The following is a 13,510-nucleotide window of genomic DNA, read 5'->3' on the forward strand; positions in this document are numbered from 1 at the left end:
TTTTAGTGTGCTGAACATAAGCATCTATCGTGGGAATTGAATCCGACCGAACGCCCCAAACCGACACTCCAGGGATCCAGGAGCTTGGGAAACGTTACGTCACCGCAACGAACAGCGCAACCAAATGGGGAGTTCCGAACGGATGCCTTCCCCAAGATCCGAACGACTTCAACGGTTGCGGTGACTTTCCCGATTATCGCAACCTGCTGGATTGTTCGGAGAATCGGACTTGGATCTGGCCAGCTCTAACATCTCTAGGCAATCCGGTTGTTCGGGATGGTCAGATTGATCCGATGTTGACTGAGACGAACGTGAACCGACATCCGGCCTCACTCACAGGCGTTTCCGTGCAGAAGATCCCATTCAGTCGCTCGATCCAAACGATCAGCCGGCATTGCGTTATCGCAATGGGGATTGTTACGCCATGGATGAATGTCGCCGCGGAACCGCCCCAACGGTTGCCTCGAATGGTGGCCACAGGGATCGAACCGGCCGCCGATGTTCCCCAACGCCTACCGACACCAAGTCTTAGCCCGACAGATTCGGAAGAACCACGGGTGATCGGTGAGACTCCCGAACCGGCGAACCTGCCGCGGGTCCCCGGCCCTGCGGTGAACCCGGTGCCCTCGGTCGCACCAGCCACTCGCACCCCATTGCCCCTTCGCTTGCCTCCGGCAAGCCCTGCGCCGACGCCACGACGGTTGCCGCACACGAAACCGGTGGCGGAACCAAACGAAGAGCAATCCGCAACGATCACCGAGCCGGAGCCGATTGGAGCGCCTGCGCCGAACGGACCATCCGATCCACCCAGCTTGCGTCCTCAATCGAATCCTCCGCAATCGATTGGTTCGCAAAAGAACTCACCAACCGGCAGCGAGCCAATCCGCCTGGTGGAGCCCGACGTCGATAGCGCCAGCGAAGAACCAACACCGAGTTCCTATCCTTCGACCGGCATGTCACTGGAACTGCCTCGGCAACCGCGGCCGGCCGTTGCAACGCCGACGCTCAAGATCGCTGGCCATCACGCGCTCCCCGACCAGCTGCCGCCGATGTGGTGGAACGCGGAAGTTCGGCAATCGGTGGGCATCGGTCCGGCAACGCTGCCGATCTCGATCGATCGGTTGGTGCAATCCGCTTTGGCCAACTCCACACAAATCCAATCGCTACTTACCGAACCACGGATACGGCGGGCAACGGTCGCTGTCGAACAGGCCCAGTTCGATTGGCAGTCATTTGTCGAATCGCAATTCGATGATAAAAGCGACCCGATCGGAAGCATCTTGACGACCGGTTCGGCAGACGGTCGGTTTGAAGACAAAACATGGTCGGCCGCGGCGGGACTGCGTCAAACAAACCGAATCGGCGGCAAACTGGAACTGGCGCAGAACGGCGGTCACCAACGCAATAACTCGCAATTTTTGATCCCCAATCCACAGGGGACAACACGGCTGGAAGTCAACTACACCCAACCGCTGCTCAGTGGCGCCGGTCGGTTTGTCAACGAGAGCCGGATCGTGCTGGCACAGCTCGATTACCGGGCCACCAACGATCGCACGCAGGCTCAGATCCAAGACCATCTGATCGATGTCACCAACGCCTATTGGGAACTTTATCTGGGGCGCAGCCATCTGCTGCAACGCCGCAAGCTGCTCGAAAGCGCTCGCCAAATCTACGACACGTTGCGGGCCCGCGAAGGGGTCGACGTGTTGCAGCGTCAAATTTTGCGAGCCCAGGTTGCGGTCACCGGCCGCGAAGCGGAAGTGATTCGCGCCCAGACAGAGATCCGCAATTCGCAATCCCGGCTGCGACGTTTGATCAACGATCCCGAACTGGTCGCCGCGATGCAACTGGAATGGACACCCCAAGACCAACCGTTAGACTTCCGCATCGACATCTCGGCCAGCGCGTCGGCGCAGATCGCCCTCGCCTCGCGACCGGAGATTGCCGAAGCGATGCGACGCGTCAAAGCACTTTCGGTGCAAGCGGATGTGGCGCGCAACGAGATCCTGCCGCGGTTGGATCTGTTGTTGCGAACCTACGTCGCCGGACTGGAAGACAATGCCGACACCTTGGGATCGTGGAACCGTCAATGGACCGATGGCCGGCCAACCTATGGAGTCGGCATGTTGTATGAGTTCCCGATCGGAAACCGCGCGGCCAAGGGACGCCTGAAACGCAGCCGCTTGGAACTGACCCGCGAGATCCTCGACTTCGAATCGACGATCGAACAGACCTTGTTGGAAGTCGATATTGCGGTCCGCGAAACCCAAACCGCCTATCGCGAAATGGTCAGCAAACAGAATGCAGTTTTTGCGGCCGCGGCAGAAGTGCAATTCCTCGACGAACGCTGGCGCACGCTGCCGACTCAGCAAGACTCCGCCGTGTTGCTGCTGGAAAATCTGCTCGACGCCCAGCAGAGGTTGGGGAACGAAGAAGCCGCCTACGCCACGGCTCAAGTAACCTATGCCCTCTCCTGGATTTCGCTGCGTCGAGCCATGGGGACGCTGTTGTCGATGGATCAGGAACCGATCGCTGAAATCCCATCCCCTGGGGCTCCGGATGCTGCGGTATTTGAGGATCCAGCAGCAACGTCGGATGAACAACCGGTGCGTTTGCCAGCGACCGCGCGAGCTATCTACGATCGCCATCGACAGCCGGGAGCCATGTTGCGATGAGGCTGTTGCACAACCGCTGTCGGTCGACCCCATCGCTCCGCGACCTGCCGAACCACGTCGCCGCGATTCGCGATGCCCAATCGGCAATCCAACGATCCGATCGTGAAACGCTGCGAGCTCATACGTTGCAGCTGCGCGAGTTTGTGCAGCGTGGAGCGGAGGTTGCTAGCCCCAAAGTGCTTGCCTTGGGAGGAGCCCTCGTTTGCGAAGCGGTCGCCCAAGTGCTGGGCAAATCTCTGTACGATGTTCAGCTGACCGCTGGCATCATCCTGGCGCATGGCGCGGTCGCCGAGATGCAGACCGGCGAAGGCAAGACGCTGTCGGGCTTGATGCCCGCCGTGCTCCACGCCTTGTCTGGCCGCGGCGTTCATGTCGCCACGCCCAACACCTACCTAGCGACACGCGATTTCGAGACGCTGCGCCCCGTGATCGAACATCTGGGGCTGACCGCCGGTTGTCTGAGCGACGACGCCGACCATGGCCAGCGCGCTGCCGCCTATGAATGCGATATCACCTATGCCCCTGGATACGCGTTTGGCTTTGATTATCTACGCGATCAAATGGCGTTGCGGTCGACGGCCGGAGGTCGCTTGGGAGACCAATTGCGACAACGTCTTCGCGGCGCAGCGAGCGAGACGCAGTTGCTGCAGCGCGGCCGGCACTGCGCGATTCTCGACGAAATCGATCACGTGCTGGTCGACGATGCGACCAGTCCGTTGATCCTCAGCGCCGCCGGGGATCGCGAAGCCCCCGACGCAGCAATCCATCAAGCGGCGAAGCAAATCGCTGCAACGCTCTCGGCAGAAGAACATTTCCAGATCGCCCCCGATGGCAGCGGTCTGGAACTGCTGCCCGCCGGAATCGAAGCGATCTACGACGATTCAGCCCCCACCGGCGACCCACAACTGCGACGCGCGTGGCACGAATACGTCCATCTGGCGCTCCGCGCCACTCACCAATTCCATCGCGATGTGCATTACATCGTGACCGCGGACAAGGTCCGCATCATCGACGCTTCCACCGGCAGGGTCTTCGACGATCGAACCTGGAACGATGGCCAGCATCAAGCGATCGAAGCCAAGGAGGGCTTGCGGATCACGACCGAACAGACAGCGCTGGCGCGGATCACGCGTCAACGTTTCTACCGCATGTACGATGTGTTGTGTGGAATGACGGGAACGGCTGCCGGATGCGCCGCGGAGCTGAACGAGTTCTATCACCTGTCGGTCGTTGAGGTCCCCTTGCGCGTGCCAAGTCGCCGGCGGACACTCGCATCGGTTCGCTGTACCGACATCCAGGAAAAGCGAAACCGCATCGTCGATGAAGCGCGAAATTGTCAACGGCGCGGGCAACCGGTTCTGATCGGAACCCATTCGATTGCCGAAAGCCAACAACTGGCCGAACGGTTCGAAACCGAAGGCCTTCGATTCGAACTGCTGAACGGAAAACAAGACGCCGACGAAGCGGAGATCATCGCCGCCGCAGGCCGTTGCGGAGCGATCACGATCGCAACCAACCTGGCGGGACGCGGAACCGACATCCACTTGGATGCGGATGCCGCCGCGGCCGGCGGGCTGCACGTGATCATCACCCAGCACCATGCAATCGATCGCGTCGATCGCCAACTGATCGGCCGTTCCGCCCGCCAAGGCGATCCCGGAAGCGTCCGTTTTTATTATGCCCTGGATGATCCGCTGATTCGCCAAGCCCCTTGGATCGCGCGTTGGCTAGAACGCCAGATCGCCAATCCGAGCGATCACAGCGATCGCGACTCGCAGCGTCTGGCCAACATGATCGCCAAGCTACAGGTCCAGCACCAACGGCGACAAGCGAGCCTCCGCCGCGATCTTTTGCAAAAGGATCTGGCCACGCAGAACTTGATCGTCAAACCGCGTACCCGAAGTGCACAAGGTATCGAAAAATGAGCATCTCCAATACGTTCGTCCAGATCGGGCTGGTCTCGTTGGTTCTGACGGGGACCATCGTCAGCGGCGCCCATGCCCAGGAATCGAACTCCGCGATCGAAGGTATCATCGAGCCCTATCAAACGATCCAAATCCCTGCGACCGAAGTCGGCACGCTGGCTCGCATCGACGTTCGCGAAGGGGACAAGGTCCGAAAAGGACAGACGTTGGCACAGGTCGACGATCGCGTCTTGCAGGCCTCGCTGGCCGCGGCTCGCGTCGCCAAAGATGCCAAAGGGAACCTTCGCGTTGCACAGGCGGAACGCGATGTGAAACGTCGCCAACTGGCCTGCCTGGAAGAACTGCGGAATCGCGGCAACGCGACGCAGCGCGAGACCGATCGAGCCCTCGCCGATTTCGAATCGTCCGATGCGCGTTTGCAAGCGGTCAACGAAGACCTTGAGATCCGCCGTTTTGAATACGAACGGATTTTGGCGCAGATCGAAAAACGTGTGCTGCAATCTCCCATCGACGGCGTGGTCGCAAACATCAACAAAGATGCGGGAGAGTTTGTCGCGCCGACCGATCCGATCGTGATGACGATCGTTCAACTGGATATCGTGCACGCAATCTTCTCGCTGCCAATCTCGGCCGTCAGTACGATTGTGCCGGGCAAAACCGTTCGCATCACCGTCGGACTGAACGACCTGCCAGCCCAGGGTGTGGTCGAAACGATCGCCCCGATCGCCGATGCCAAAAGCGGAACGGTCCGCGTCAAGATTCGGGTCGCCAACCAAAACGGACGCATCTTCAGCGGCAGCAGTTGCCGCTGGGAGATCGATGCCAACACGCCCAATCAAATTACCAGCGTCCCCAGTCGCGGAGCGATCATGGCCGAAGCGACTCGCAAAATGAAAGACCGTTAACGCCAGCAGAGCCACAAACCGGCATGACTTCCATCGTCGACGCACCATCGAATCACCCCAACCGCGGCAGCCTGTCGACGGCCGGCGACGCCGCGCTTTCGAACGCGGGTGAATCGCAAGCGTTGGCGGCGGCGTTGGAGTTGATGATCCAAATGGAAGCGATCGACGATCTCTCGTCAGCGGCGACGGTTGCCGGCGACGTGATCGGCGAATTCTGTCGGGCGCGGCGCGTTGTCGTCGGTTGGTGCCGCGACGGCACACCGACCTGCGAAGTGATCGCGGACACCGACGCGACGGCCCACGACCCCGCCAGTCCTATCCATCGCAAGCTGCAGTTCGCGTTGGACGAGATCATCGTTCGCGGACAGACGGTCGAACTGGACGTTCCGGCGAATCTTGGCCAACCCTCGGCAGCACTCGCTCTGCGCCAGTTTGCGTTGGCGGTCGGTTGCACCCGATTGGCCGGATCGCCGTTGTCCGATGCCACAGGTCAGATCCGCGGCGCGTGGTTGTTTATCGATCCGGCCGAACAGATTGAATCCTTGCGGACGCCCCATCTGATCGATTCGTTGTCGCGTCCCCTGGGCGCTCGTCTGGCAACGATCTGGCGTCATCAGCCGGGCAGACTCGATCGCGCCCTCGATACGGTTCGCGATGCGTTTACGAACAGCCGCGGATCGGTTGCGATCGCTGGTTTGATGGTGCTGTTGTTTGTGATGCTGTTTCCTATCCACTACTCCGTTCGCTGCGATTGTGCATTGCAGCCGGTGTCGCGTCGCTTGATCGCCGCGCCGTTTGACGGATCGCTGGAAAAGTCGTTTGTCGACCCGGGCGACCTAATCGACGAGGGAGCCCTGTTGGCGCGGATCAGCGCCCGCGAACTGAACTGGGAACGGGCCGGGCTGCAGGCAGAACTGAATCGATCCAACAAAGAGCGACAGGTCTCGCTGGCCAAACAAGACTATGCAGCCTCCCAGATCGCGCAGCTCGATTCGCAACAGGTCGCCCACCGGTTGCAGATGATCGAAAGCCGGATCGAACATCTCGATATCCGCAGCCCCTTCAAGGGTGTTGTGATCGCGGGCGACATCAAAGAGGTCGAAGGGGCCCCGTTGGAAACAGGGCAGACGTTGTTCGAGATCGCCCCGGTCGGCGAGATGATTGTCGAACTGAGGATCCCCGAAGCGGATTTTGCCTACGTGCGTCCTCAGATGCCAGTCCGTTTACGGTTGCATGCCTTTCCGACTCAACGGATCGAAGGCGTTGTGGAACAAGTGCATCCCAAAGCCGAAGTGATCGACAACGAAAATGTGTTTGTCGCCAAGATCCGCATCGAAGATCCGCACGCTATCTATCGTCCTGGAATGCATGGCCGCGCGTCGATCCAATCCGATCGCCGACCGTTGATGTGGGTGCTGTTCCACAAACCATGGTCCGCGTTGATGATGTGGTTGGGGTGGTAGTGCGATGTCGATGGTGATCGATCGATTGACGGACGACGTCAGCCAATGGAAACCACGGGTACTGCCCGAATTGGTATTCTGGCCCGATCGCGCGCGAGGCGCTATCCAATACCGCATCGAGGTCCCATCGCGGCACAAGTTCTTTTCGGTGGGGTATGAAGAATACGTCTTTATCTCGTTGCTGGACGGCAAGACCACGGTCGCTCAGGCCTGCGGCCGCGCTGCTCAAACACTGGGCCGCGAAGCGTTAACACAGCGGCAAGCCGATTCGATAACGCACTGGCTGCTGCAACAGCGAATGATCGTACTCGACGGCATGCAGCCCGCCTCTGCGACCGCTCCAGACAATGCGGAACGAGACTCGAAGACTGGTCTGTTAGACCGCTTCAATCCGTTTTGGATCAAGCTGCCATTGCCTCATGCCGACCGTTTGATCCAATCGGCAGCGGCATTCCTGAAGCCGGCATTTTCACCGCTGGGAGTGCTGCTTGCCAGCTCGATCATGCTGATCGGACTATCGAGTGTCGCGATGCAGTGGGATCGGTTTATCGCATCGTCGACAGCGATTTTCAGTCCCAGCACTTGGATCGCCACCCTGATCACCTGGGTCGTGCTGAAGTTCATCCACGAACTGGGACATGCCGCCGCAGCCCGCCGCTTCGGATGCGAGACGACGCAAGTCGGGATCGTATTGGTGCTGCTGGCGCCGCTGGCATACGTCGACGTGACAACCAGCTGGCGGTTGCGTTCCCGCTGGCAACGGATGGCGATCGCCGCGGCGGGCATGTACGTGGAACTGACGATCGCGGCCATCGCGGCGATCGCGTGGGGATGGATCGATTCGCCCGCGGCCAGCTACCATCTGTTCAATGTGATCTTTGCGGCCAGCCTTTCGACGGTCTTCTTCAACGCCAATCCGTTGATGCGATTTGACGGGTACTATCTTCTGACCGATCTGTTGGAATTACCGAATCTAGCGGCCGAAGGGGGAATGGCGGTCCGCGACTTAACCAGTCAGCTGTTTTTCGGCCGCCGATCCGGACGCGATCGACACTATGGTTGGCGACGGGGAGTGGTGATTGGATACGGGATCGCATCGATCGTTTGGCGAATTCTAATCTGTATCATGCTGGCGATCGCAGCGGCGTTTATGTTTCGCGGAGCGGGAGTCGTCTTGGTTGGCTTTGCGTTGCTGGCTTGGGTGATTCGCCCGACCGCCAGATTATTTCAATCGCTGAACCGCCGAGCCTTGCAAGACCCTGCGGCGTGCGTTCGCGCGGCGGTTGTTGGCGGATCGTTGGCCGTGTTGGCTGGGACCGGAATATTCTACATGCCGATATCGACGGCGATCGTCGCTCCGGCGATCGTCGATCAAGGGGAGGATGTTGTCGTCCGCAGCGCAGCGGATGGATTCGTCGTCGCCATCGAAGTGGACGATGGGAAAACGGTCCAAGCGGGAGACGTCCTGATCCGGATACGCAACGAAGAACTGCAGCAACAACTGGTAGAACTGCAGACGGAAATCGGACAGTCGGAGATTCGCAAGCGGAGGGCCACGGAAGAGCAAGACGTTGCGGCTTCACAGATCGAACAAGAGACACGCCGTGCGTTGGACGACCGGATGCGTCAACTGCAAACACAGATCGATGGGCTGACCGTGCGAGCCCATCGCGATGGGACGATCGTGGCGCGACAGCTGGCCGATCGGCTGCAACAATACGTCTCCGAGGGGACTGAATTGCTGACGATCGCCGAACCGAGCGACCGTCGCGTGATGGCCTCGATCGCCCAACAGGACATCCGCCAAGTGGCAATGCAAATCGGCAAACCGGTGGAGATCAAATCGGCGGCGAGCAATCTGGCCACCGGCCGACTGGCTCACATACATCCATTGGCAACCACCAAGCTTCAGCATCCTGCATTAGCCGGAGTCCACAACGGACCTCTGCCGGTTCGCGCCGATCAGGATTCGGGATCGACAAAAAATGGGTATCGTTTACTCTCCCCCCGTTTTGCAGCAATTATCGAGATCGACCCGGCACAGATCGACGACTTGCCCGTCGGACAAACGGTGCGGGTTCGAATCGGCCGCCGGTCGCTGACACTCTATCAACGCATCCAGGTTTGGTTCCAGCATCTGTTGGACACGCACCGCACCGCAGCGTCGGAGAAGGCTTAATCGATCGTTGGGGGGCGTCGCGAGTCGAGAATCCCCAACGAAGAGAACACCTGTACATCGTCACGCGTCGTTCAGATGTACCGATATATAGCGTCTCGAATCCCCCTATGGGGAGCCACGCCCCTCACCCGAACGGCTTTACCAATTCCTCCCCGTTTACTCGTTGTGCTCCGCTTGCCAAGCAATACGATGGACGACAGGATTGGGGCAAATCGACGATCCTGGGGAGTGTCGGTCGAGCAGCCTTCGTACGTGTGGAGTCCGCGTGCCTCAAGTCAAAGAAGTTCCACGATGGTGCCGTCGCTGTCGCGAAATCGTGCCCCATGAATTCTACGAGAACATCTCGCGCAAATCGGTCATCGCCCTGTCGGTTGCTTCGCTGGGACTCGCATATCCATTCTTGAACCGATATTACATGAAGTCGCAGAACCGTTGCATGTTCTGCAGTGCGGAAAACAACGGTCGCTACCACAGCCGACAACGCAAGCGTCAGCGAAAACAAGCAGAAATGTCGACACGCACGCTTCGTCTACAGTAAGCGTCGCGGGCGTCGGAAGTCGCGTCCACCTGCAACTCCACCGCAGCGCATCGGCGATGCCTGCGGTCGCTCTCGGCATTCAAACCCTCGCAGCCTGCCGCGCCCCTTTCGGACGCAGCAGTTTGCTCATGCGAAACGCATGCTTGCGATCAAGCCAATTCTGCCGCGGGCTTACTTGGCCGGGCTTCGATCGGCAACATCGGATCAGCCCCCAATGTGCCGACCAAGTCCTTCAAGTACTGCGGGCTCGATGCGATCTCCAACTGCTGCTGGGCATACGCCAAGCGGGCATCCAGATCGATATCGCTGCGGAACGACGCGAGCGTATCGCGTTGCGAAGCGATGTATTCGATGTGACGTTTCCAGAGCGCAACATCACGCGTTTGTTTGGTCTGCAAACGCGCTTGATACCAGTCGCTGGCCAACAGATATTCCTTGGTAAACATCTCGCGAACCACGGGGCTGTTGGCATCGTGACCATACCATTCGCCCGTCGCCATGATCGACAGGATTGCTTGAATTGGCGGGCTGGCCAATTGCCAAGTCCCATCGTCGAAGTACCGCTGTGCAACTTTCTGCTGAGCATCGGCGATGTGCCGCACGCCTTCGGCAAACGCCTCGGGATCTTGCAGTTCGGGCTGTAAAATCTCGTCGGAGAAGACTTTGCCGGGATTGTCGAACACGCGGCCGAAATACTTCACGACAAAACGCTGCGTGATGCGATAGCCAAGCCGGCTGGCAGGAACATATTCTCCTTTGCTGTCCACGTAATCAGCGATCGGTTCCAACAGCGATTGCTCGATCATCCGCTGTGGATCGCGTTCCTTGGGCCCCAATCGGCACCAGATCTCGGGGATCAACAGGCTGATGTCGTGACCGACTTCGAACCGCGGACCGATGTGCCCCGCCGGCGTGCTGAAGCCGCTCAGCCCCGTCAAGATCATCGAGACCAAGACATCGTTCAGGTCGACCGTCGGAGGCATATTGTTGAACGGCCCCTTAGTCAACGCTCCCTCGCTTCCCGCACCGGTCGTGCTTGGACTCTTGCCCGTCAAACTGCAGATGTAGTCCATGAACAGTTCGGGCAATTCCTGGTAGTGCAACGGCGAATAGACAGCCAATTGCTTGATCCCTTGTTCGGGATCGGGTGGATTGTTGCGGCGTCCGCTGAGCACCGCGGCGACCGGCATGTGGACCGGTTGATCCATCGGCAGCGCCCGATGCAAACGCATCCCGCGATGGGCGACGTAGGTTTCCAGCGGAGACGTCAGATCGAGCCGATCCTGCAGATAGCGTGGGTTCTTCGACGGTTTGCCGTCGATCATTCGCGGATGCGCCGAACTGACGACATACCCCGAATCCTGCTCTCCCGCTTCGATCAACATCTCTCGCATCGGGTCGCTGAACTCGCCCAACTCGATCGTGCTCGAAAGCATCGCGGCGATCGCAGCACGATCCTTCGGCTCATAGTTGCACAAGAAGTTCCCTGGACGCGACATGTCGAGTTCGGTCTGCTTATCGAGCCCACGATGAACGGCATCGTCGGGGCGTTGGAACAGCCGGAACTCACAGTTTTCGACAAACTTGTAACTTTCAGCGGGAGCAACCGCGGGGCCGACATCGCCAACACGGCGACCGGGAATCACGACGCTCGCGGTGATGTCATCTTCCATCTGAACCTTGGCCGCCGCGATGAAGTCCTGCCGCAGCTTGAAGGTCCGCCATTGGTCGCCATCGAGCCCCACCTTGAGGTAAGTGCCGACCAAGTTGCGGCGACCGTGCTTCAGTTGATGGCCGAGTTCGCCGTTAACGATATCGACGCTGAAATGTTCCCGCCAATTCCCTTCCCATTCCGGCTTCGAGAATCGTTTGATAATAAACGCCATCGCGTAGATATGATTCGGAATCGACGCCAACCAAGCGTTGTAGTCGTCGTTGTAATCGGGGGAGGGCGTGAGCAGTTTGATCATACTGCCCAGCGAGCGATTGGAATCGAGAACCTTCCGCGTCGACCGCTCGGAATAGCTCGGCTTTTGCTTGTATTCGGGATGCCAACGGCCGCTGTAGTCACGACTAAACAGCTCGTCGAGCGTGGCAAAATCACGCTCCAAATCCATCACAAAAATCGGCCCATACAGCATGTAATCACGCAGACTTTTGCTGATCTCGCTCTTGCCGCCGCCGCTGACCGTGCAGGGCTTGTGGCACACCAGGCCTTCCCCCGCGGTTCCAACAAGTCGCCACGACGGGGCCGCAGGGTGTTTATCCAGTCGGATCTTGTAACCGCTGGGGGCGATGTAGACGTTTTCGGGCAACAGCGGAATGCGCTGTTCCCGCCCATCGTGTTGCCATTTGACGCACTGCTCCAACAGCGTCACCTTGGCATTCTCCGGGATATAAATCACCTCGGGGTACAACCGATCGACCCCGTATCCCTCGGGTTTTACGTCGATGAATTCGCTGTAGTCGCGAGCGATATCTTCGAAGGTGCGATTGTTGTAACGTCGGCTGTCGACTTGAAACTCGTCCCCCAACGAATAACTGGCGAAGGCCATCGCTCCGCCGGCGTGCTCCTCTTCGACTCCGCCTAATAGGTTCGCCGAATAACTGATCTGCGATTTGACTTCCTTCTTGCAGTAGCCGTAGTAGTTGTCGGCGATCAGCGTCACGACGACACCTTCGTCGGTCCGACAGACCGCTTTGAAAGGTGACCCGTCGTTGTAACATTCGCTTTCGTCTTCCCAACACATCCGATCGGCGATCTGTAGCGGCGTTGCTTCGCTGATATGCGGCAGCCCCAGTTCCTTTTTCGTCAGCCGCTCCAAATGAGGCGCCAAGATCACGCAACCTGTGTGGCCGGTCCAGTGTTCGACGTCCAAGCCGGCGTCGTTTTCGGGAACCAACGCGTCGCCAGCGTTGCCAAAGATCGACTCCACAAAATCGAGGTTACTGACCAAAGCACCAGGAGCGTAGAACCGCACCTCCATCCGCTTTTCGGTGCAGCAACCGGCAACCGCGGGGCAGACCAACGGCCGCAACAACAGACTGACAAAACAACGCGCCGGCGAATCGCTGTCGGCCGTGTAGGGCAGGCTCATCAATTCGTCGGGCGGAGACATCGCCGCCTGGAACAACTTTGCAAAGACCGCTTTGGGTACGGTCCGCTTGCTGCCAGCGATCGCCGGTCCCCCTTCGACGATATGAAAGGTCCCCGCGGTGGTACGGCGGTCGAAGCGCGGATTGTGCAGAACGCCATTGTGGACGCGATAGCTGTTCACGAAATCGTTTTCAAAGTGATCGCCGCGGGCCGGCAAGCTCAGCTCGCGGGCCACCCCGTGACGGTCCAAGACCAACGAGCTCGATGGCAAACGCAGCGGTTGATCGAGTTTCAGTTCGGCGAAATGACGCGTCAAAAAAGCTTCGATGCGACGATCGACCGGTGCGCGGTAATCCGCCAACAATCGGTTCTTCTCGCGCAGATTCTGCAGAAAGCCAACGGAATATTGAGCCAAGGCATGGTCGGTCGAATCGTCCTCGGGCGGCTGCAATCCGGCGGCAGCCAACTGCAACGCGATGTAGCTGTGAAGCTTGGCACGTTCGGCCGCGTCTGTGGCAATCGCACGATCCCAACCTAGAGATCGTTGGACAGGTTCCGAGCTATTTGGCGAAGGCATTCGTAAATCCTGGGCAAAACAATGTGGAAAAGACTGGGCTGTTACACGACGAGACCGAACGGGACAACTTCCGTTGTCACACCAATGGTGTGGCTGACCTCCAGTGAATTAACCGGTCGCGATTATAGGGGAATCGATCGATTCTTTCGCC

7 protein-coding genes are annotated in these 13,510 nt (G+C 59.1%); 6 read left to right on the forward strand and 1 reads right to left on the reverse strand.

What is annotated here, in order from left to right:
• Positions 1-347: 347 nt before the first annotated feature.
• The 6 genes from EC9_RS23580 (at position 348) to EC9_RS23605 (ending at position 9,685) form a co-directional block, all read left to right on the forward strand.
• The gene (locus EC9_RS23580; protein WP_218934383.1) at positions 348-2,675 is read left to right on the forward strand and encodes a TolC family protein; all 2,328 of its coding nucleotides are present in this window, start codon (positions 348-350) and stop codon (positions 2,673-2,675) included.
• Positions 2,672-4,600 (forward strand): preprotein translocase subunit SecA, encoded by a 1,929-nt coding sequence (locus EC9_RS23585; protein WP_145348484.1) that lies wholly within the window; start codon positions 2,672-2,674, stop codon positions 4,598-4,600. Before EC9_RS23580 ends, EC9_RS23585 begins: the two co-directional genes overlap by 4 nt.
• Positions 4,597-5,505, forward strand: a complete 909-nt coding sequence (locus EC9_RS23590; protein ID WP_145348485.1) for an efflux RND transporter periplasmic adaptor subunit — start codon at positions 4,597-4,599, stop codon at positions 5,503-5,505. Before EC9_RS23585 ends, EC9_RS23590 begins: the two co-directional genes overlap by 4 nt.
• A 23-nt stretch (positions 5,506-5,528) precedes the next feature.
• Complete coding sequence (locus tag EC9_RS23595) at positions 5,529-6,968, forward strand: efflux RND transporter periplasmic adaptor subunit (RefSeq protein WP_145348486.1); 1,440 nt, start codon at positions 5,529-5,531, stop codon at positions 6,966-6,968.
• A gap of 4 nt (positions 6,969-6,972) precedes the next feature.
• Complete coding sequence (locus EC9_RS23600) at positions 6,973-9,147, forward strand: HlyD family efflux transporter periplasmic adaptor subunit (RefSeq protein ID WP_145348487.1); 2,175 nt, start codon at positions 6,973-6,975, stop codon at positions 9,145-9,147.
• Between the two features lie 265 nt (positions 9,148-9,412).
• Entirely contained in the window at positions 9,413-9,685 is a 273-nt protein-coding gene (locus EC9_RS23605; RefSeq protein WP_145348488.1) for a hypothetical protein, read from the forward strand.
• Between the two features lie 149 nt (positions 9,686-9,834).
• Here EC9_RS23605 and EC9_RS23610 read toward each other — a convergent pair whose 3' ends face one another.
• A complete protein-coding gene (locus EC9_RS23610) occupies positions 9,835-13,359 on the reverse strand; it encodes a hypothetical protein (RefSeq protein ID WP_145348489.1) in 3,525 nt (1,174 codons plus the stop codon).
• Positions 13,360-13,510 lie beyond the last annotated feature (151 nt).

Source organism: Rosistilla ulvae, assembly GCF_007741475.1.
GTDB classification, from domain to species: Bacteria; Planctomycetota; Planctomycetia; order Pirellulales; family Pirellulaceae; genus Rosistilla; species Rosistilla ulvae.